Origin of the sequence: Streptomyces aquilus (assembly GCF_003955715.1) — a bacterium.
GTDB lineage: Bacteria > Actinomycetota > Actinomycetes > Streptomycetales > Streptomycetaceae > Streptomyces > Streptomyces aquilus.
In genome coordinates this window covers 1,761,590-1,782,373 of the sequence record NZ_CP034463.1, presented here as the reverse complement: position 1 = coordinate 1,782,373, position 20,784 = coordinate 1,761,590, and the positions used below count along the sequence as shown (strand labels likewise).

Annotated in this window: 20 protein-coding genes; 11 read left to right on the top strand and 9 right to left on the bottom strand. The window is 72.0% G+C overall.

All coding sequences use genetic code 11. The features are described from left to right. Positions 1-3 precede the first annotated feature (3 nt). Positions 4-603: a class I SAM-dependent methyltransferase gene (locus EJC51_RS08200; RefSeq protein WP_126270450.1), complete on the bottom strand. Its 600-nt coding sequence runs from the start codon at positions 601-603 to the stop codon at positions 4-6. A 152-nt stretch (positions 604-755) separates the two neighbouring features. Here EJC51_RS08200 and EJC51_RS08195 point away from each other — a divergent pair, with 152 nt between their 5' ends. From EJC51_RS08195 to EJC51_RS08165, 7 genes are all read left to right on the top strand, one after another. Further along, positions 756-1,532 carry an MHYT domain-containing protein gene (locus tag EJC51_RS08195; RefSeq protein ID WP_126270449.1) on the top strand — a complete coding sequence of 259 codons (777 nt, stop codon included), beginning with the start codon at positions 756-758 and terminating at the stop codon, positions 1,530-1,532. A gap of 43 nt (positions 1,533-1,575) precedes the next feature. Further along, complete coding sequence (locus tag EJC51_RS08190) at positions 1,576-4,122, top strand: sensor histidine kinase (RefSeq protein ID WP_126270448.1); 2,547 nt, start codon at positions 1,576-1,578, stop codon at positions 4,120-4,122. Then, positions 4,119-4,553, top strand: a complete 435-nt coding sequence (locus EJC51_RS08185) for a roadblock/LC7 domain-containing protein (protein ID WP_059198419.1) — start codon at positions 4,119-4,121, stop codon at positions 4,551-4,553. The genes EJC51_RS08190 and EJC51_RS08185 overlap by 4 nt, the downstream gene beginning before the upstream one ends. A 20-nt stretch (positions 4,554-4,573) precedes the next feature. Next, complete coding sequence (locus tag EJC51_RS08180; protein WP_126270447.1) at positions 4,574-4,987, top strand: DUF742 domain-containing protein; 414 nt, start codon at positions 4,574-4,576, stop codon at positions 4,985-4,987. Positions 4,988-5,134: 147 nt separating this feature from the next. Next, positions 5,135-5,740 (top strand): GTP-binding protein, encoded by a 606-nt coding sequence (locus EJC51_RS08175; RefSeq protein ID WP_059198421.1) that lies wholly within the window; start codon positions 5,135-5,137, stop codon positions 5,738-5,740. Positions 5,741-5,913: 173 nt separating this feature from the next. Continuing rightward, positions 5,914-6,327, top strand: a complete 414-nt coding sequence (locus EJC51_RS08170) for a roadblock/LC7 domain-containing protein (RefSeq protein ID WP_126270446.1) — start codon at positions 5,914-5,916, stop codon at positions 6,325-6,327. Positions 6,328-6,453: 126 nt separating this feature from the next. After that, positions 6,454-7,341 (top strand): DUF6397 family protein, encoded by an 888-nt coding sequence (locus EJC51_RS08165; protein ID WP_126270445.1) that lies wholly within the window; start codon positions 6,454-6,456, stop codon positions 7,339-7,341. 40 nt (positions 7,342-7,381) lie between these two features. Here the strand turns inward: EJC51_RS08165 and EJC51_RS08160 are convergent, their stop codons facing one another. Together EJC51_RS08160 and EJC51_RS08155 are read right to left on the bottom strand one after the other, a co-directional pair. Then, positions 7,382-8,251, bottom strand: a complete 870-nt coding sequence (locus EJC51_RS08160) for an acyl-CoA thioesterase (protein ID WP_126270444.1) — start codon at positions 8,249-8,251, stop codon at positions 7,382-7,384. A 19-nt stretch (positions 8,252-8,270) separates the two neighbouring features. After that, a complete protein-coding gene (locus EJC51_RS08155) occupies positions 8,271-10,784 on the bottom strand; it encodes a DEAD/DEAH box helicase (protein WP_126270443.1) in 2,514 nt (837 codons plus the stop codon). Between the two features lie 145 nt (positions 10,785-10,929). On the opposite strand from EJC51_RS08155, the gene EJC51_RS08150 reads away from it, so the two are divergent. After that, positions 10,930-11,724 (top strand): metal-dependent hydrolase, encoded by a 795-nt coding sequence (locus EJC51_RS08150; RefSeq protein WP_126270442.1) that lies wholly within the window; start codon positions 10,930-10,932, stop codon positions 11,722-11,724. A gap of 35 nt (positions 11,725-11,759) precedes the next feature. Here EJC51_RS08150 and EJC51_RS08145 read toward each other — a convergent pair whose 3' ends face one another. The 4 genes from EJC51_RS08145 to EJC51_RS08130 all read right to left on the bottom strand — a co-directional run bounded on the left by EJC51_RS08145 (position 11,760) and on the right by EJC51_RS08130 (position 13,889). After that, the gene (locus tag EJC51_RS08145) at positions 11,760-12,026 is read right to left on the bottom strand and encodes a type B 50S ribosomal protein L31 (protein ID WP_126270441.1); all 267 of its coding nucleotides are present in this window, start codon (positions 12,024-12,026) and stop codon (positions 11,760-11,762) included. A 14-nt stretch (positions 12,027-12,040) separates the two neighbouring features. Next, complete coding sequence (locus EJC51_RS08140; protein ID WP_126270440.1) at positions 12,041-12,511, bottom strand: DUF5709 domain-containing protein; 471 nt, start codon at positions 12,509-12,511, stop codon at positions 12,041-12,043. Between the two features lie 108 nt (positions 12,512-12,619). After that, entirely contained in the window at positions 12,620-13,300 is a 681-nt protein-coding gene (locus tag EJC51_RS08135; RefSeq protein WP_126270439.1) for a cupin domain-containing protein, read from the bottom strand. Next, the gene (locus tag EJC51_RS08130) at positions 13,290-13,889 is read right to left on the bottom strand and encodes an RNA polymerase sigma factor (RefSeq protein WP_126270438.1); all 600 of its coding nucleotides are present in this window, start codon (positions 13,887-13,889) and stop codon (positions 13,290-13,292) included. The genes EJC51_RS08135 and EJC51_RS08130 overlap by 11 nt, the downstream gene beginning before the upstream one ends. A gap of 96 nt (positions 13,890-13,985) precedes the next feature. Here EJC51_RS08130 and EJC51_RS08125 point away from each other — a divergent pair, with 96 nt between their 5' ends. Further along, on the top strand, positions 13,986-14,531 hold the full coding sequence (locus EJC51_RS08125; protein ID WP_244362562.1) for a COG4315 family predicted lipoprotein: 546 nt from the start codon (positions 13,986-13,988) through the stop codon (positions 14,529-14,531). 57 nt (positions 14,532-14,588) lie between these two features. On the opposite strand, the gene EJC51_RS08120 is transcribed toward EJC51_RS08125, so the two are convergent. Both EJC51_RS08120 and EJC51_RS08115 read right to left on the bottom strand, forming a co-directional pair. Then, positions 14,589-16,370, bottom strand: a complete 1,782-nt coding sequence (locus tag EJC51_RS08120; protein WP_126270437.1) for an ABC transporter ATP-binding protein — start codon at positions 16,368-16,370, stop codon at positions 14,589-14,591. Then, positions 16,367-18,169 carry an ABC transporter transmembrane domain-containing protein gene (locus EJC51_RS08115; protein ID WP_126270436.1) on the bottom strand — a complete coding sequence of 601 codons (1,803 nt, stop codon included), beginning with the start codon at positions 18,167-18,169 and terminating at the stop codon, positions 16,367-16,369. The genes EJC51_RS08120 and EJC51_RS08115 overlap by 4 nt, the downstream gene beginning before the upstream one ends. Positions 18,170-18,339: 170 nt before the next feature. Between EJC51_RS08115 and EJC51_RS08110 the strand changes: the two genes are divergently transcribed. After that, the gene (locus EJC51_RS08110; RefSeq protein WP_126276874.1) at positions 18,340-19,020 is read left to right on the top strand and encodes a L,D-transpeptidase family protein; all 681 of its coding nucleotides are present in this window, start codon (positions 18,340-18,342) and stop codon (positions 19,018-19,020) included. Positions 19,021-19,077: 57 nt separating this feature from the next. After that, a complete protein-coding gene (locus EJC51_RS08105) occupies positions 19,078-20,664 on the top strand; it encodes a peptide-N4-asparagine amidase (protein WP_126270435.1) in 1,587 nt (528 codons plus the stop codon). Positions 20,665-20,784: the final 120 nt, after the last annotated feature.

Here is a 20,784-nt window from a genome sequence, read left to right as displayed (position 1 = left end):
CGCTCAGTCCCCGCGCACCGCCAGTGCCAGGAACCGCGCGTCCTCGTCGACGTACGACGTCAGCCGCCACCCGGAACCGGCCAGCAGCGGCCGGAGGTTGGGCTCGGCGCGCAGGTCTTCCGGAGTGATCTGACGACCCTGCCGCGCCGCGAGCGCCGCCCTGCCGATCGGATGGAACAGCGCCAGGATGCCGCCCGGGCGCACCACGCGCGCCAACGCCCGCAGGTTCTCGGCCGGATCGGGCAGGTGGGAGATCAGCCCCGCCCCGAACACCGCGTCCAGGGACCGCGAGCGCAACGGCAGCGCGGCCACGTCGGCGAGCAGCAGCTGCCCGTCGCGGTCCCGTCCCGCTCGTACGGCGGCCTGGAGCATGGCCGGAGTCAGGTCGGCCCCGAGGACCGCTCCCGAGGGGCCCACGGCGGCACGCAGGGGCGTCAGGGCGCGTCCGGTGCCGCAGCCGGCGTCGAGCACGCGGTCCCCTTCGCGCAGCCCGAGCTCGGCGACCGCGGCCGCGTAGGAGGGACCGTCGTCGGGGAACCGGGCGTCCCAGTCGGCCGCCCGGGCGCCGAAGAACTCCTGGACATGTGTGTGGTCGTCGCTCATGTTCCGCATGATCCCTCACCGACAAGGGTGATGCTTCTGTGCGCACGTTCGAGCGGGACGCGATCGTTCAGGTACATCGCTGCGTCATATTCCAACAGCTTTCGAAATGCGCCCCCTTTGTGCACCCGTGCCCCGACTAGCGTCCCGGGGCCATGGGACACCTGGACCACGCAGCCCTCGGCTGGCTGACCCCCGTGCTGTCGTACGTGATGGCCTGCATCGGCGCCGCACTCGGCCTGCGCTGCACCATGCGCGCGCTCGGCGCCACCGGACGCTCGCGCCGCAACTGGCTCATCACCGCGGCCTCGGCGATCGGCACCGGCATCTGGACCATGCACTTCGTGGCCATGCTCGGCTTCAGCGTCAGCGGCACGGACATCCGCTACGACGTGCCGCTCACCATCGTGAGCCTGCTCGTCGCCATGATCGTCGTCTGTGCCGGCGTCTTCGCCGTCGGCTACAGCCGCGACCGCGCCCGCGCGCTCTTCCTCGGCGGGCTCACCACCGGACTCGGTGTCGCCAGCATGCACTACCTGGGCATGGCGGCCGTTCGTCTGCACGGTCAGGTGCACTACGACCCGGTGCTCGTCGGACTCTCCGTCCTGATCGCCGTGGTGGCCGCGACCGCCGCGCTGTGGGCGGCGCTCAACATCAAGTCGCCCGTCGCCGTCACCATCGCCTCCCTGATCATGGGCGCCGCGGTGAGCAGCATGCACTACACCGGGATGTTCGCGATGAGCGTGCGCGTCACACCGTCCGGCGCCGCGCTGCCCGGGGCGACGGCGATGCAGTTCATCTTCCCGCTCGCCGTCGGGCTCGGGTCCTATCTGTTCCTGACCTCGGCCTTCGTCGCGCTGTCGCCCTCCACGGGAGAGCGCGAGGCTTCCGCCTCCGCCCAGCGGCCGGTCGAGAACGTCGCCGCCCTCTGAGGGCCCTCCGGGCGAGCCGAACCACTCTCCGAGGCAGGAGGCCATGCGAACACCCCGTAGGACCCCCACGACCGGCTCCGAGCCACCGTCCGCCGGCCCGGCCCGCGGCCGCCGCGCACACGCCGGACCACCGGCCGACGAAGGGCCGGACGACCCGATGGGCGCCGTCCCCGACGACCCGCCCACACACGAGGGAGGCTGGCGGATACGCCCGCGCACCGTGCGCGCCAAGATCGTCTGCCTGCTGATGGTGCCGGTCGTCTCCCTGCTCGCCCTCTGGGCGTACGCCACCGTGACCACCGCCCAGGACGTCTCCCGGCTGCGGCAGTTGCAGCGCGTCGACTCCGAGATCCGCACCCCGGTCGCGGCGGCCGTCGCAGCCCTCCAGGCCGAGCGCGCGGCCGCGGTCCGCTACGCCACCGACCCGGCCGCGGGCCGCGCCGGCGACCTCAAGACCCTCGCGGACCGCACCGACCAGGCGGTGGCGAAACTGCGGCTCGGCGCGGGCAACACCGTCGCGGACAGCGAGGAGTTGCCCGCGGGTGTGGCCCAGCGCCTGGAGACCTTCGTCAGCGGCGCCGAGGCACTGAGCTCCCTGCGCACCGCGGTCCTCGACCGCCGCGCGGGCTGGGACGAGACGTACGGCCGCTACTCGCGCACCATCTCGACGGCCTTCTCCGTCGGCGGCGCCCTCACCGGCATCCAGGACGCCGAACTGGGCTCCGACGCGCGCGTGCTCCTCGAGTTCTCCCGCGCGGGCGAGGCCCTGGCCCAGGAGGACGTCGTGCTCTCCAGCGCACGGCTCGCCGGACGCCTCGACGGAACACGGCTGCGGCTGTTCACCGGCGCCGTCGACACCCGCCGCGCCCTCACCGAGGCCGCCGTCGCCGATCTGCGCGGCTCCGAACGCGGCGCCTGGCGGGACCTCGCCGACGGCGGTGACTACGTCGCCGTCGCGACCGTCGAGGACCGGGTCCTCACGAGCCGGGCCGGCGCCTCCGCGATCAACGCGGCACCCGAGGCGACCTGGGCGAAGGCACACGCGCGCGTGCAGGACGGCATGCGGACGATCGAGGCCGACGCGGGACGCGGGGTCGCCGACCGCGCCGACCCGTTCACCCGCGGACTGCTCACCCCGGCCGGCGCGGCCGTCCTGCTCGGTCTCGTCGCCGTCGCCGCCTCCCTGGTCATCTCCGTGCGCATCGGACGTGGGCTGGTCGTCGAGCTGGTGAGCCTGCGCAACAGCGCCCTGGAGATCGCCCGGCGCAAACTCCCCGAGGCCATGCGGAAACTGCGGGCCGGAGAGGAGATCGACATCCGCGCGGAGGCACCGTCCGGGCCGCCCTCCGAGGACGAGACGGGGCAGGTCGCCGAGGCCCTCGGCACCGTGCACCGGGCCGCGCTGCGGGCCGCCGTGGAGCGTGCCGAGCTCGCCAGCGGCATCTCCGGGGTGTTCGTCAACCTCGCCCGGCGCAGCCAGGTCCTGGTCCACCGTCAGCTGAGCCTCCTGGACAGCATGGAGCGCCGCTCCGAGGACCCGGGCGAGCTGAGCGACCTCTTCCGCCTCGACCACCTCACCACCCGGATGCGGCGGCACGCGGAGAGCCTGATCATCCTCTCCGGAGCCGCACCCGGCCGGGCCTGGCGCATGCCGGTCTCCCTGACCAACGTGGTCCGCGCGGCCGTCTCCGAGGTCGAGGACTACGCGCGCGTCGAGGTACGCCAGCTCCCCGAGGCGTCCGTGGTCGGCGGCGCCGTCGCCGACCTCACCCACCTCCTCGCGGAGATCGTCGAGAACGCCGCACAGTTCTCGCCGCCGCACACGCGCGTGCGCGTCACCGGCGAACCCGTCGGCAACGGTTATGCCATCGAGGTCGAGGACCGCGGGCTCGGCATGGGGAAGGAGACCCTCACCGAGGCCAACCGCCGCATCGAGCAGTCCGAGGCGCTCGACCTCTTCGACAGCGACCGGCTCGGCCTGTTCGTGGTCAGCCGGCTGGCGGCCCGGCACGGCATCAAGGTGCACCTGCGCACCTCGCCGTACGGCGGCACCACCGCGGTGGTCCTGCTGCCCACCGCCCTGCTGCACAGCGGCGCGGAGGAACGTTCCCCCCGCAAGGCGGCCGATACGGAACGCGAGTACGCGCGCATGCCCGGCGCGGCCCGGCTCCAGGAATCCGTCCACGCGCCGGCCGAGCGGCCCGCACTGGTACCCCCCGCACCCCCGGCCCCGGCGGAGCACAGGGCGACGGCGAGGGCGGAGTCCGCGGGCGACACCCCGCCCCCCGGAGTCGCCACCCTGCGGCTGCACCGCCCCCAGGAGGACCCCGAAGGACCGGACGCGACGGACGACCTCCCGCGCCGCGTCCGGCAGGCAAGCCTGGCTCCTCAGCTGCGTGCGCCGCGCACCGAGGAACCGGAACCGCGGCCCGACCCCCGGGGCGACGAACGGCGCACCCCCGAGCTCGTACGGGACCGGATGGCGGCCTACCGCGACGGCTGGGCACGCGGCGGCGGCCGCCGGCCCGGACACGGCGCCGCCCCGGATGCCCCCGCGCCAAGAGACAGCAGCGAAGGAGACCCCGAATGATCCAGGACCCGGCCATGAGGGCCGCTCAGCGGTCCGGCGAACTCGACTGGCTGCTGGACGACCTGGTGCTGCGCGTCAGCGAGGTACGGCACGCCGTGGTGCTGTCCAACGACGGCCTCGCCGTGGGGGCGTCGACCGACCTGCGCCGCGAGGACGCGGAGCACCTCGCCGCGGTCGCCTCCGGCTTCCACAGCCTGGCCAAGGGCGCCGGACGCCACTTCGGCGCGGGCGGAGTACGGCAGACGATGGTCGAGATGGACGACGGCTACCTGTTCGTGGCCGCCGCCGGCGACGGCTCCTGCCTCGCGCTCCTCACGGCCGTGACCGCCGACATCGGCCTCGTGGCCTACGAGATGGCCCGCCTGGTCAAACGCGTCGGCGAGCACCTGTACACGGCGCCGCGGGTAGCCGCACGGCCGCCCGCCGGATGAGACGAGAAGGCGGTCCGCCCATGACGGAGGACATGACGGGCGCCCCGCGCGAGCTGGGCAGCCAGTGGTACGACGGCGAGGCCGGGCCCCTCGTCCGCCCGTACGCCATGACGGGCGGACGGACCAAACCCGGCCCCACCGGGGTGCGCTTCGACCTCATCGCCCTCGTCACCCTGGACGCGGCGGCGCCCGGCCCCGACGAGGACACCTCGCTGGGGCCGGAACACCGGGCGCTGATCGAACTGTGCCGCCCGGAGACCCAGTCCGTCGCCGAACTCGCCGCAGGCGCGGACCTGCCCCTGGGCGTGGTCCGGGTACTGCTCGGTGACCTCCTGGAACTCGGCTGCGTCACCGTCAGCCGCCCCGTGCCGCCCGCGCAGCTTCCTGACGAACGGATTCTGCGCGAGGTCATCGAAGGACTGCGAGCTCTGTAGATGAAAGTTCGAAAGCGCATGCGCACGACTCGGTCACATCGGTCTAATAGCGGTCCAACCCCTCGAAGGGGTGCCGCAGTTGTCATCATGCTGACTTCACGCACCCGCACGGCCGACCGTTGCCGGCACTCCCGAGAGAAGTGATCGATGGTCTCCGAGACTTCCGATGCCCAGGGCGGCGAGCAGACCGCGCTGGCGTTGAAGATACTGGTCGCCGGCGGATTCGGCGTGGGCAAGACGACCCTGGTGGGCGCGGTCAGTGAGATCAGGCCGCTGCGGACCGAGGAACTGCTCAGCGAAGCCGGTCAGTTGGTCGACGACACGGACGGCGTGGACCAGAAGGTCACGACGACGGTCGCCATGGACTTCGGCCGCATCACCATCCGCTCCGGCCTCTCCCTCTATCTCTTCGGCACCCCCGGGCAGGACCGTTTCTGGTTCCTGTGGGACGAGTTGTCGCAGGGGGCGCTCGGCGCCGTGGTCCTCGCGGACACCCGACGCCTTGAGGACTGCTTCCCCGCGGTCGACTACTTCGAGCACCGGCACATCCCGTTCGTGGTCGCCGTCAACTGCTTCACGGGAGCCCGCACTTACGGCGCCCAGGACGTCTCACGCGCCCTCGACCTGGACCGCGGCACCCCGGTGGTGCTGTGCGACGCCCGGGACCGCGACTCCGGGAAGGAGGTGCTGATCCGGCTCGTCGAGTACGCCGGGCGGATGCACACCGCCCGGCTCCTCGACTCGGTGGGCTGAAGCTTGTCGCTGGTCCCCGTCACCGACGGTCGGCCCGCCGCGCCGGACTGACCGAAGGCCGCCGTTCTTACCTGTGCCATGCCCCGTTCTCCTTGCCCCTGACGCCGGTCGTCGGGAAGGGTGGCGAGGAACTCCTCCAGCCAGGGGGAGACGTCACACGGGGAGACGGAGACATGGCGCAGAACCAGGGACTCGGCTGGCTGCTGGACGATCTGACCGAGCGCGTCGACCACGTCCGGCACGCGTTGGTGCTGTCCAACGACGGCCTGGTGGCGGGGGCCAGCACGGGTCTGCGACGCGAGGACGCCGAGCACCTCGCCGCCGTCGCGTCGGGGCTGCACAGCCTGGCCAAGGGCTCCGGCCGGCACTTCGGCGCGGGCAGAGTCCGCCAGACGATGGTCGAGTTCGACGACGCGGTCCTGTTCGTCACCGCGGCGGGCACCGGCAGCTGTCTGTGCGTGCTCAGCGGCGCGCAGGCCGACATCGGTCAGATCGCCTACGAGATGACGCTGCTCGTCAACCGAGTCGGCGAGCACCTCGGCGTGGACGTCCGACAGCCCGAGCGGAGTCCGGCCGTAGACCTCTGACCTGCTGATTCATCACCCCCCGTGGAGTTATCCACAGGCTCGCTCCGCGATGCGCCCGACCGGCTACGGTTTTTGTCACGGCGCACGCACACAGCGTGAGCACCGACTCCACGGGGGAGTACGACCATGACAGGCAGCACCCTCACCAGGCCCCAGCAGCTCACCCTCACCCCGGGCCGCGCGGCGCGCGAACTGGGTCTGAAGCGCAACGAGTTCGACCTGGGTATCCATCTCGGCCATATCCGGACCGTGCCCGACGAAGGGGGAGGAGGCCGCGGGGTCCCCCGCACCGAACTGGACCGGCTCCGCGCGGACGACGACTTCCCCGAAGCGTTCCAGCAGCGGGTGCGGGTCGTGGGCACCACCGAGGGCGCGGACCTCATGGACATCCCCGCCGGCAGGTTCACCCGCCTGGCCCGCCTCGGTGTCGTGGCGCCGGTGCGCTTCTATCTCAACAGGTACCGGGCCGTCGTCTGGCTCTATCTCGCCGAGGAACTAGAGCAGTTCGCCGCCGACGAGCGGAACACCCCGCTGCTGCACGCCCGTCGCACACCCGAGGGAATGCGGGGCCTGCTGGCGGAGGGAGTGGACCTGCGTCCCCGCAACTGGCGTGCCCGGCATCGCGAGTTCCTGCTGCGGACGGCCGACGGCCCGTGGGAGAGCGCCGGGGCCCTCGCCGCCTTCCTCGACTCCGCCCAGATCGCGGAGCTCGTCCGGGACCCGTACGAGCGCTCCTTTCTGAACCGCTTCCGCCCCGTGCCGCCGAACCAGGGCACACCGGGCACGCCGGCCGCGCAGCTCACCGAGAAGATCATGACGGCCGACGACCCGGACGAGATCAGCCGACTGCGAGCCGACCTGACCCGGGCCATGGCGGACGCCCGCACCCTCCGGCCCGCACCACGCCCGGCCGCGGAGCAGCGGACGACCGCGCCACCCCCCTCGCCCGAGGAAGCCGCCTCCCGGCCGACACCCCGAGGACTCATGGGCTGGCTGCGCCGCAGAAGCGCATGACGGAAAGGCGCCCACGACACGTACCCGCCCGGCCCCGGACCTACAGCGCCCGGAACAGCCCTTCCTGGACGACGGACACCAGCAGGCGCCCCTCCCGGTCGTAGATCCGCCCGCGCGCCAGGCCTCGTCCGCCGGTCGCGATCGGGGACTCCTGGTCGTAGAGGAACCACTCGTCCGCCCGGAACGGCCGGTGGAACCACATCGCGTGGTCCAGCGAGGCGATGTCGAAGCTGCGCGGCCCCCACAGCGGTTCCACCGGGATGCGCACGGCGTCCAGGAGCGTCATGTCGCTGGCGTAGGTCAGCGCGCAGGTGTGCACGACCGGGTCGTCCCCGAGCGGCCCGACCGCGCGCATCCACACCGCGCTGCGCGGCTCGGCGTCCTTGACCTCCGCGGGCGTCCAGCGCAGCCGGTCCACATAACGGATGTCGAAGGGCTGACGGCGCGCCATCCGCTCCAACTGCTCCGGCAGCGCGCCCAGATGCTCGCGGATCTCCTCCGTGACCGTCGGCAGCGACTCGGGGTCCGGGACCTCGCGGGCCGGCGGCAACTGATGCTCGAACGACCCCTGCTCAGGCTTGTGAAAGGAGGCGGTGAGATTGAAGATCGTGCGTCCCTGCTGCACGGCGGTGACCCGACGGGTCGTGAACGACCGGCCGTCCCGCACCCGTTCGACCTGGTACACGATCGGCACGCCCGGCCGGCCCGGGCGCAGGAAGTACGCGTGCAGCGAGTGCACGGGCCGGTCGCCCTCCGTGGTGCGGGCGGCGGCGACCAGCGCCTGGCCCGCCACCTGGCCGCCGAAGACCCGCTGCAAGGATTCCTGCGGGCTGCGGCCACGGAAGATGTTGACCTCGATCTGCTCCAGGTCGAGCAGGTCGACCAGTCTCTCGGCCGGGTTCGTCGTCATGACCGCGTCTCTCCTGTGCTCACAGCTGACCGACGTCGGTGACCCGGACGACCGCGCGGCCCTCCGCGTCGGAGGCCGTCAGGTCGACCTCCGCGCTGATGCCCCAGTCGTGGTCGTCGTTCGGGTCGTCGAAGATCTGCCGGACCCGCCACAGACGGTTCTCCGGCTGCTCCTCGATGATGAGCAGCTTCGGGCCGCGGGCGTCCGGGCCGGTGCCGAGGTCGTCGTACTCGTCCCAGTACTTGTCCATCGCCTCGCCCCACGCGTCGGCGTCCCAGCCGGCGTCGGCGTCCAGCTCGCCCAGCTCCTCGACCTGGTCCAGGGCGGCGAGCTCCACGCGGCGGAACATGGCGTTGCGGACCAGGACGCGGAAGGCGCGCCCGTTGGTGGTGACGGGCTTGACCTCGTCGGCCTTCTCCTGGGCCTGCTCGGCGGTCATCTCCTCCGGGTTGGCGAGCTGCTCCCACTCGTCCAGCAGGCTGGAGTCGACCTGGCGGACCATCTCGCCGAGCCACTCGATGAGGTCCTGGAGGTCCTCGGACTTGAGGTCGTCGGGGATGTTGTGGTCCAGCGCCTTGTAGGCACTGGCGAGGTAGCGCAGGACAATGCCCTCGGTGCGCGCGAGCTCGTAGAAGGACACCAACTCCGTGAACGACATGGCCCGTTCGTACATGTCACGGATGACGGACTTCGGGGAGAGCGGGTGGTCGCCGACCCAGGGATGGCTCTTGCGGTAGGTGTTGTACGCGTGGAAGAGCAGCTCCTCCAGGGGCTTCGGGTACGAGATGTCCTGGAGGCGCTCCATGCGCTCCTCGTACTCCACGCCGTCGGCCTTCATCGCGGCGACGGCCTCCCCCTTCGCCTTGTTCAGCTGGGCGACGAGGATCTGGCGCGGGTCGTCCAGCGTCGACTCGACGACGGAGACCATGTCCAGGGCGTAGGACGGCGATTCGGGGTCGAGGAGTTCGAACGCGGCGAGGGCGAAGGTGGACAGCGGCTGGTTCAGCGCGAAGTCCTGCTGGAGGTCGACCGTGAGGCGGACGATGCGGCCCTCGGCGTCCGGCTCGTCCAGCTTCTCGACGATGCCGCCGTCCAGCAGCGAGCGGTAGATGGCGATCGCCCGGCGGATGTGCTTCAGCTGCGCCTTGCGCGGCTCGTGGTTGTCCTCCAGCAGATGCCGCATCGCCTCGAAGGCGTTGCCGGGGCGGGCGATCACCGACAGCAGCATCGTGTGCGTCACCCGGAAGCGGGACGTCAAGGGCTCCGGTTCGGAGGCGATCAGCTTCTCGAAGGTGTTCTCCGTCCAGCCGACGAAGCCCTCCGGCGCCTTCTTGCGGACCACCTTGCGCCGCTTCTTCGGGTCGTCGCCGGCCTTGGCGAGCGCCTTCTCGTTCTCGATGACGTGCTCGGGCGCCTGGGCGACGACGAAGCCCGCCGTGTCGAACCCGGCCCGCCCGGCGCGGCCGGCGATCTGGTGGAACTCGCGGTTGCGCAGGGTGCGGACGCGGTTGCCGTCGTACTTGGTCAGGGCCGTGAACAGCACCGTGCGGATCGGGACGTTGACGCCGACGCCGAGCGTGTCGGTGCCGCAGATGACCTTCAGCAGACCCGCCTGCGCGAGCTTCTCCACCAGACGCCGGTACTTGGGCAGCATGCCGGCGTGGTGGACCCCGATGCCGTGCCGTACGTAACGGGAGAGGTTGCGGCCGAACTTGGTGGTGAAGCGGAAGTTGCCGATCAGATCGGCGATCTGCTCCTTCTCCTCCTTCGAGCACATGTTGATGCTCATCAGCGCCTGCGCCCGCTCCACGGCCTGCGCCTGGGTGAAGTGCACGATGTAGACCGGCGCCTGCCGCGTCTGCAGCAGCTCGGTCAGCGTCTCGGTGAGCGGGGTGAACTTGTACTCGTAGGACAGCGGCACCGGACGGGTCGCCGAGCGGACCACCGCCGTCGGACGGCCGGTGCGCCGGGTGAGGTCCTTCTCGAACATCGAGACGTCGCCGAGCGTGGCCGACATCAGGATGAACTGCGCCTGCGGCAGCTCCAGGATCGGGATCTGCCAGGCCCAGCCGCGGTCGCCCTCCGCGTAGAAGTGGAACTCGTCCATCACGACCTGGCCGACGTCCGCCTGCTTGCCGTCGCGCAGCGCGATCGAGGCGAGCACCTCGGCGGTGCAGCAGATGACGGGGGCGTCGGAGTTGACGGAGGCGTCGCCGGTGAGCATGCCGACGTTCTCGGTGCCGAAGATCTTGCACAGCTCGAAGAACTTCTCCGAGACCAGTGCCTTGATCGGAGCCGTGTAGAAGGTGACCTCGTCACGGGCGAGCGCGGCGAAGTGGGCGGCCGCCGCGATCATGCTCTTGCCGGAGCCGGTGGGCGTCGACACGATCACGTTCGCACCGGAGACCACCTCGATCAGCGCCTCCTCCTGATGGGGGTAGAGCGTGAGCCCGCGCTCCTCGGCCCACGACTCGAAGGCTTCGTAGAGGGCGTCGGGGTCTGCGGTCGGCGGCAGCTGATCGATGAGGGTCACCCACCCATCTTGCCTGCCCTTCCCCACTACAGGGGAATCGGATGCGGGTACGAAGATCACGAGCAGTACGCTGTGTCGCCGACGAGGCGTCAGGGCATCCGGTCAACTGCGCGGCGGCACACGAGGAATGGGGCGGGCAAGGGCGATGATGGGACCAGCACACTCACTGTCGGGGGCCGCGGCCTGGCTCGGCGTCGGAGCGGCGGCCGCCGCCTCGGGGCACACGATGCCCTGGCCGGTCCTGCTGGCCGGAGCCCTGATCTGCGCGGGGGCGGCGCTCGCCCCCGACCTCGACCACAAGGCGGCCACCATCTCGCGCGCCTTCGGGCCCATCTCCCGAGGGCTCTGCGAGATCGTCGACAAGCTCTCCTACGCCGTCTACAAGGCCACCAAGAAGCAGGGCGACCCCCGTCGCTCCGGTGGGCACCGCACGCTCACCCACACGTGGCTGTGGGCCGTCCTGATCGGCGCGGGCGCCTCGGTCGCGGCGATCACCGGTGGCCGCTGGGCCGTCCTCGCGATCCTCTTCGTGCACATGGTGCTCGCCATCGAGGGCCTGCTGTGGCGGGCGACCCGCGGCTCGAGCGCCGACGTCCTGGTCTGGCTGCTGGCCGCGACCAGCGCCTGGATCATCGCCGGCGTGCTGGACAAGCCCGGCAACGGCGCGGACTGGCTGTTCACGGACCCGGGCCAGGAGTACCTGTGGCTGGGCCTGCCGATCGTGCTCGGCGCGCTGGTCCACGACATCGGGGACGCGCTGACGGTCTCGGGCTGCCCGATCCTGTGGCCGATCCCGGTGGGCCGCAAGCGCTGGTACCCGATCGGGCCGCCCAAGGCCCTGCGGTTCCGGGCCGGCAGCTGGGTCGAGCTGAAGGTGCTGATGCCGGCGTTCATGGTCCTGGGCGGGGTGGGCTGCGCGGCGGCGCTGAACTTCATCTGACCCCGGCACGGGACGCCGCCCCGCGGGCCCGCCGCTCAGCCCTCGGCGTCCGGGCCCGCCGCGCTCCCGTAGCGCCGCTCGAAGCGGGCGACGCGTCCCTCGGTGTCCACGGTGCGGGCCTTGCCGGTGTAGAAGGGGTGGCTCTCCGAGGAGATCTCGACGTCCACCACCGGGTACGTCTCGCCGTCGTCCCACTCGATGGTCTGCTCGCTGGTCGCGGTCGACCGGGTGAGAAAGGCGTAACCGGCGGAGCGGTCACGGAAGACGACCTGGTGGTAGTCGGGGTGCTTGTCCTGCTGCATGCGTGCTCCTCGGGTCAGCCGGACAGGGCGTCCTCGGCGTCCTCGTCGACGATGTGCATCGCGGCCTCCTCGGCGGAGGCGGCGGCGCCGTCGATGCCCACGTCCGTGGCGATCAGGGCGCTCTCCTCGTCCTCGTGAGTGCCCTCGTCGGGTGCGACGAGACGGCCGGAGCGGCGCGCGCCGACCTCGTTGTCGAGGAGTTCGCCGTCGGTGCCGTCGATGTCTCCGATGCCGTCGCCGTCGGGGACGGGGAGGTCCGGCACTTCTTCGGAGAGCCGCTGGTCCAGGCTCTCGCGTTCGGCCGCCGTCACACCGGTGTGCTCGACCGCCCAGGGGCGCTCCGGAGGGGACCAGCCCCGGTCGAGGGGGTCGCCGACACCGTCGTCCTCCAGGGTGTCCTCCACGTCGAGCAGCCCGGAGTCCTCCTGGATCTCGGATCCGTCGGGCTGGTAGACGTCGTCGCCCCATCCGTCGGCGCTGTTCACGGGTACCTCCAGGTGGTGGGGACGGGACACTCCCCGAGCCGGTGCCGTTATCCAGCCTTCCACCCCCTTTCGGGACTGCGCAACGGCACGGGCGCATGGCTTCCGGTGTCACAGGTCCCATCGCGCCGACGACCACACCTGCCCCCCGTCCGTCACCAGCTCCACCCGGTCCACGGACTCGGCGGCACCGTAGGCGATCCAGGTGGCCCGGCCGGAGGACGGGAGCCGCCAGTGGCCCGCGTCGCGGGTGGTGCCGTCCTTCAGCACGAGTCGGCAGGTGTAGCGCGTGCCGGGGGAGGAGCCGTCCGTGATCTGCATGACGAGGACGGGCTCGGCGCCGAGGCGGCTGGGCTCGATGGTGCCGACGGCCGCCCCCGACCCGGTGACCAGCAGCGCCCCGCGGTCGCTCACGGCGACCTGGGAGGCGGACGGCGACCCCAGGTCGACGACCACCGCACCGGCCGCCCCCAGACAGATCCCGGCCGCCGTGGCGGCGGCGACCAGCAGCGGCCGCCGGTACGACCGCCGCCGTCCCGTGCGCCCCGCCGGCGCGGGCAGCTCCAGCCGTTCGAGGACGCGCGCCTCGAACCCGGCCGGAGGCGCCACGGAGGGTGCCGCGGGCAGCACGGAGTCGACGGCCGCCGAGAGGTCGTCGTACGTCGAGCGGCAGGCCGGGCAGACGGTGAGGTGGCGCAGCAGCTCGGCCGACTCACCGGGGAGGGTGCCGAGGGCCAGGGCGAGCAGCTCGTCCTCCTCGGGGTGGGCGTCCGGCCCGGGCTCACGTGCCATCGCGGCCTCCCTCCTTCAGCGCCTCGCGCAGCCTGCGCAGGCCGGTGCGGATCCGGGTCTTGGCGGTGCCCAGCGGGATGTCCTCGTGCCGGCCCACCTCCGCCGCCGTACAGCCGCCGATCACGGCGAGGGCGACCGCGCGCGCCTGTTCCTCCGGTAGGGACCGCAGCCGGGCGAGGGCACGCTCGCTCTCCAGGGCGACCAGGGCGAGCCGCTCCGTGCCGTCGGCCTCCTCCGCGTCGGCCCGCAGGGTGACGTCGATGAGCCGTTCGAGGGTCTCGGCCAGCACGGGCGTGGGCCTGCGGGCGCGGACGGCGTCGATGGCGGCGTTGCGGGTGATGGTCAGCAGCCAGGTCAGCGCCGAGGCGCGGCGGGGGTCGTAGCTGCCGGCCGCCCGCCAGGCCCGCACGAACACCTCCTGGCTCACGTCCTCGGCGAGGCCCGGTTCGCGGGTCACCGACAGGGCGAGGCCGTACACGGCGTTCTGGAAGCGGCGGACGAAGGCGGTCGCGGCCTGCTCGTCGCCCAGCGCGAGACCGGCGACGAGCGAGGCGTCGTCGACCCGGTCCGCGCGGGGGAACAGTTCCACGCTTCTGTATACGTCCGATCCGGGCGGAGGGATTGCGCGGCAATCCCTTCGCCGACGTCAGCCGTACAACCTCCGTCGGAAGGGACGGAGAGGACCATGAGCGAAAACATGCGCCATGACCTGCGCCGAGGCATGAGCCGGAACCGGATCGCCCTGACCGGGGTCGCACTCGTGGCGGCGCTGGGGCTGGCCGGCTGCGGCGGTGGTGGTGGCTCCTACGGCGGCGGTTCCGACACACCCGCCGCGGCGGACACCGCCACCGTGAAGGTGAGCGACTCGCCGCTCGGCGACATCCTCGTCGACGGCGGCGGTCGCACGCTCTACCTGTTCACGGCGGACGGCGAGAACACCAACTCCATGAAGTGCGACACGGCGTGCCTCAAGCTGTGGCCACCCGTGGAGGGCAAGCCGAAGGCCGGTTCCGGCGCCGACGCGAGCCTCATCGGAACCACGAAGGGCGGCGCACCGCAGGCGACGTACGCCGGGCATCCGCTCTACTACTACGCGAAGGACAAGGCGCCGGGCGATCTCAAGGGACAGGGGATCGACGGGATCTGGTACGTGCTGAACGCGAAGGGCACGGCGATGAAGCAGGCCGCGCCCTCGACGGACAGCGACGGTGACAGCGGCTACGGGTACTGAGGGGGCCGTCGTACGAAGACGACGGCTCCCCTCAGGCGGGTGACCGGACAGGTCCACTCACCCGTGCCAAGACCTCCACAGCGACGCATACGCCCCGTCCGCCGCGACCAGCTCGTCGTGGCTGCCCAGTTCGCTGATGCGGCCGTTCTCGACGACGGCGATCACGTCGGCGTCATGGGCGGTGTGCAGCCGGTGGGCGATGGCGACGACGGTGCGGCCGTCGAGGACGCGGGCCAGGGACCGCTCCAGATGACGCGCCGCGCGCGGGTCGAGGAGAGACGTCGCCTCGTCCAGGACCAGCGTGTGCGGGTCGGCCAGCACCAGGCGGGCCAGCGCGATCTGCTGGGCCTGCGCCGGGGTGAGCGCGAGCCCGCCCGAGCCGACCTCGGTGTCGAGGCCGTCGTCGAGCGCCCGCGCCCAGCCGTCCGCGTCGACCGCGCCCAGCGCCGCCCACAGTTCGGCGTCCTCGGCGCCCGTGCGGGCGAGGAGGAGGTTGTCGCGCAGGGAGCCCACGAAGACGTGGTGCTCCTGGTTGACCAGGGCGACATGCGAGCGGACGCCCTCCGCCGTCATCCGGGACAGCTCCGCGCCGCCCAGGGTGATCCGGCCGTCCCGCGGCGCGTAGATGCCCGCGAGCAGCCGGCCCAGGGTCGACTTTCCCGCGCCGGACGGGCCGACGAGCGCCATCCGGGTGCCGGGGGCGACCTCCAGGGACACCTTGCGCAGCACGTCCACGCCTTCGAGGTAGCCGAAGTGCACGCGGTCGGCGTGCACATGGCGTCCCTCGGGGGCGACGGCGGCGTCACCGGCGTCCGGCTCGACCTCGCGGACGCCGACCAGCCGGGCCAGCGACACCTGGGCGACCTGCAACTCGTCGTACCAGCGCAGGATCAGCCCGACCGGGTCGACGAGCATCTGCGCGATCAGCGCACCGGTCGTCAGCTGGCCGACGTCGATCCAGCCGTGCAGCACCATCACCCCGCCGACCATCAGGACCGAGCCGAGGATCATCACATGGGTGACGTTGATGAACGGGAACAGCACCGACCGCAGCCAGAGCGTGTACCGCTCCCACGCCGTCCACTCCTTGATCCGCCGCTCCGACAGCTCGACGCGCCGCTGCCCGAGCCGGTGCGCCTCGACGGTGCGCCCGGCGTCCACGGTCTCGGCGAGCGCGGCGGCGACGGCGGCGTACCCGGCGGACTCCGACCGGTAGGCGGACGGCGCCCGCTTGAAGTACCAGCGGCAGCCGATCACCAGCAGCGGCAGGGCGAGCAGCACGGCCGCGGCCAGCGACGGCGCCGTGACGACGAGCCCGCCCAGCAGCAGCACCACCCACACCACGCCGATCGACAGCTGCGGCACGGCCTCGCGCATGGCGTTGGCCAGCCGGTCGATGTCGGTGGTGATCCGGGACAGCAGGTCACCGGTACCCGCCCGTTCCAGGACGCCCGGCGGGAGACCGACCGAGCGCACGAGGAAGTCCTCGCGCAGGTCGGCCAGCATCCGCTCGCCGAGCATCGCGCCGCGCAGCCGCACCTGCCGTACGAACACGGCCTGCACGGCGAGCGCGGCCACGAACAGGCCCGCGGTCAGCTCCAGATGAACCTCCCGGGCCCCTTCCGAGACCCGGTCCACGAGTCCGCCGAGCAGCCACGGCCCCACCATCGACGCGATCACCGACACCGTGTTGACGGCGACGAGGACGAGGAAGGCGCGGCGGTGCCGGCGGAACAGTTCGGCCACATAGGCGCGTACGGTCGCGGAGCCCCCGACGGGCAGGGTGTTCGCCGTCGTCGGGGCCGCCGGGTCGTACGCCGGTGGCGCCACGCCGATCATGCTGTCTCCTCGATCTCTTCCAGCTCTTCCAGCTCTTGCAGGTCGTGCGGTTCTTCCGGTTCGGGCTCGGTCTCGCGGGTGACGACCGCGCGGTACCGGGGTTCCTTGTGCACGAGGTCGCGGTGCACGCCCACGGCCACGACCTCGCCCTCGTGGACCAGGACGACCCTGTCCGCGCGGTCCAGCAGCAGCGGTGAGGACGTGAACACCACGGTGGTGCGGCCCGCCCGCAACTCGCGCACGCCCTCGGCGACACGGGCCTCGGTGTGCGAGTCGACGGCCGAGGTCGGCTCGTCCAGGACGAGCACCTCCGGGTCGGTGAACAGCGACCGGGCCAGCGCGAGCCGCTGGCGCTGACCGCCCGACAGGGAGCGCCCGCGTTCGGTGATCCGGGCGTCCAGCGGGTCCTCGGCGCCGAGCGAGCCCTGCACCAGGGCGGCCAGGACGTCCTCGCACTGCGCGGCCGTCAGCGCCTCGCGGGCGTCGACGTCCCCCGACGCGGGGACGTCGAGGAGTTCGCGCAGGGTGCCGGAGAGCAGGACCGGGTCCTTGTCCTGGACGAGGACGGCCGTGCGCGCCGCGGAGAGCGGCAGCTCGTCCAGCGGTACGCCGCCCAGCAGTACCGACGGCTCCTCCTCGGTCGAGGACGGGTGGCCGCCGAGCCGTTCCGCCAGCCGTCCCGCCGCGTCCGGGTCCCCGCACACCACGGCGGTGAACCGGCCGGTGGGCGCGAGCAGTCCGGTCGCGGGGTCGTACAGGTCGCCCTTGGGTGCCGTACCGGCCTGCGAGCCGTCCTCGGACGTGGCGCGCCGCAGCGACAGCACCCGCGCGGCCCGCCGGGCCGACGGACGGGAGAAGGAGTACGCCATGGCGATCTCCTCGAAGTGCCGCAGCGGATAGGTCATCACCATGACCGAGCTGTAGACGGTGACCAGTTCGCCGACGGAGATCCGGCCCTCGCGGGCGAGGCCCACGCCGTGCCAGACGACCGCGATGAGCAGCAGTCCGGGGAGCAGCACCTGGATCGCCGAGATCAGCGACCACATCCGGGCACTGCGCACGGCGGCGTGCCGCACCTCCTGGGAGGCGCTGCGGTAGCGGTCGAGGAACAGCTCCTCGCCGCCGATGCCGCGCAGCACCCGCAGCCCGGCGACGGTGTCCGAGGCCAGCTCGGTGGCGCGGCCGGCCTTCTCGCGCTGGAAGTCGGCGCGCCGGGTCGCCCGGGGCAGCAGCGGCAGCACCGCGAGCGCCAGCACGGGCAGCCCGACGGCGACGACCACCCCGAGCGAGGGCTGGTAGACGACCAGGCCCACGCAGACGAACAGGATGGTGAGCGCGGCGGCGGTGAACCGGGAGACGGCCTCCACGAACCAGCCGATCTTCTCGACGTCGCCGGTGGAGACGGCCACGACCTCACCGGCGGCGACCCGCCGGGTCAGCGCCGAGCCCAGCGTCGCCGCCTTGCGGGCGAGCAGCTGCTGGACGCGGGCGGCGGCCGTGATCCAGTTGGTGATGGCGGCGCGGTGCAGGAAGGTGTCGCCGATGGCGTTGCCGGCGCAGGCCAGCGCCAGCAGCCCGCCCGCGAGGGCGAGTCGGGTGCCGGAGCGGTCGACGACGGCCTGGACGGCGTAGCCCACACAGAACGGCAGGGCGGACACGGACAGGAAGTGCACCAGTCCCCAGGCCAGTGATCTGACCTGGCCGCCGAGTTGATTCCGGAAGAGCCACCACAGGAATCGGGGACCCGAGCGCGCGTCCGGCACACCCGGGTCGGGATAGGGAAGGTCTTGAATCTGCATGACGGATGACGTCCCAGTGGCTCGTGTCAGGGGGGTGGGCGGGACCGCGGACGGCGGTAGCAAACCGTGAAAGGTTCGCGTCATTGCGTGCTCGGGGGCAACCGGTTTTCCGCGCGACCGGGAGTTCCCGGTGCGACCATGGCGGGGTGGCGATCGATGTACGGCGTGCGATGCTCTGCGGCTTCCTGACGCTGGCCCTGGCCGGCTGCGCGGCGCCGCGCGACGCCGGCTCACCGGCGACACCGCAGACCCGGACCACGACCGCGGCCCCGACCGGCATCCCCGGCATCGGCGACCGCTTCCAGCGCCGCATCCCCGCCGACGCCCGCCAGGTCGTCGCGGTCTACGGCGACGGCGTCGACGCCCCGGACTCCACGGTCGTGCTCTACACGAAGCGGGGCGCCGGCTGGGACCGCACGCGCAGTTGGCCCGCGCACAACGGCAAGAAGGGCTGGACGGCAGACCACCACGAGGGCGACAAACGCAGCCCCGTGGGCGTGTTCACGCTCACCGACGCGGGCGGCGTGCTCAAGGACCCGGGCTCGAAACTCCCGTACACGCGGTCCGCCGCGTTCACGGCCCCGCGCTGGTGGGCGAAGTCGCACTGGCACGACTTCGACTACGTCATCGCCATCGACTACAACCGCGTCAAGGGCACCCCGCCGAACGACCCGACCCGCCCCGAGGGCGACCGCAAGGGCGGCGGGATCTGGCTGCACATGGACCACGGCAGCGGTACGTCGGCCTGCGTCAGCCTCTCCAGGCCCGCGATGGAGTACCTGCTGCGCACGCTCGACCCGGACCGGCATCCTGTGGTGGTGATGGGGGACAGGGCCGCCCTGGCGAGCTAGTCCTCACGCCGGAGGCGTCATTGCGCAGGGCGCCCGAGTCGCCGTAGAACACCGGCCATGAAGAGACGGCTCATCATGTCCATGCTCGCCGGAGCGACCCTCCTCGCGAGCACCCTTCTGGGAGCGGCACCGGCCCAATCCGCTGATGTACCGGCGGAGTTCGGCAGTGACTGGCACGATCCGATCACCGCCGCCCCGCCCGTCACCAAGCCCTCCGGAAAGTCCTGCCAAGTCACGCTCGCGGAAGCCCGGTTCCGCGACTTCACCCCGTACCAGGGCAGTTACGCGCCCCCGACCGGCTGCGGCGGCCGCTGGAGCAAGGTGGTCCTGCGGATGGACGGAAAGGTGAAGGGCCGTCAGTACGACCGGCTCGGTTATCTGCGGGTCGGCGGGGTCGAGATCTTCCGTACGTCGACTCCGGAGCCGTCGCCGGACGGGATCGCGTGGTCGGTCGAGAAGGACGTCACGCGCTACAGCGACACCCTCCGCTCCGGCCAGGACGTCGAGATGCTCATCGGCAACGTCGTCGACGACACGTACACCGGCGTCATCGACGTGAAGGTCACGCTGACGTTCTACGCGGGCCGGCCGGACGCCGCGAAGACCCCCGACCGGGTCCTGCCCCTCACCCCCGACGGCACCGTCACCACCCCGCGCAACAGCGAACGGATCGTCGCCGAGGTGTACGCGACCGGCTCCGGCGGCGGGTGCGAGGAGTACTGGTATCTGACGGTGCCCGACGCGGCGCCGTACTCCTGCAAGGCCGAAGGCGGCCCCTACCGCGAGGTGCAGATCAAGGTGGACGGCCAACTCGCCGGAATCGCGGCGCCGTTCCCGCACGTGTGGACCGGCGGCTGGTCCAATCCCTTCCTCTGGTACGTCATTCCGGGACCGCGCGCCTTCGACGTCAAGCCGATCGAATACGACCTGACCCCGTTCGCCGGTCTCCTCAACGACGGCGAGCCGCACCGCGTACAGGTCGACGTCGTCGGCGTCCCCGAGGGGCAGAGCGGCTGGAGCGCGCCCGTGAACGTCGCCGTCTGGCAGGACGCGAAGCGCGCCCACGTCACCGGAAAGCTCACCACGCACACCGTCGGCGACCTCACCAACTCCTCGGTGCACACCCCGGGTTCGGAGCACCGCCTGGACACCGAGGGCGCCCACCGGCTCACCGTCGCCGGATACGTCGACACCTCGCACGGCCGTGTGACCACCACCGTCCGCCGGTCGCTGACGAACACCTCCACGCACCGCTGGACCGAGGGCGAGAACCTCGACGGACTCGACGCGACCTGGACGGACGCGGAGGCGGTCACCGTCGACGGACGCGGCCCGGCGCACACGACGCGCACACAGCGGACGTACACGATGAACGGCACCACGACGATCGGCACGGACGACCGGCTGCGGACGGTGCTGACGCTCGGCGACCGAGCCTCTGTCGTCGCCGACGGGCGCCTGTGGCAGCGCCTCGACGACACCTACACCGGCGACGCCACCTGGACCCTCAACGTGCCGCGCGACCAGCGGCACGCGGTCGGCACGACGAGTGAGCGCTACCGGCTTCAGGGCCCGGGCCGCTGCCACGACCGTTCGCTGACCACCGTCCAGGGGGTGCTCACCGAGGATCGCGCGGGCTGCTGACGCCAGTTGTGTGCGATGCGTCACTCACGGCGTGATTTACGGGGCTGAAACACGACGGTCTCGTGGGTGATCAACGGCGCGGTCAAAGTGATCGCCACGGAAGCCGCTTTCCGTATCGCA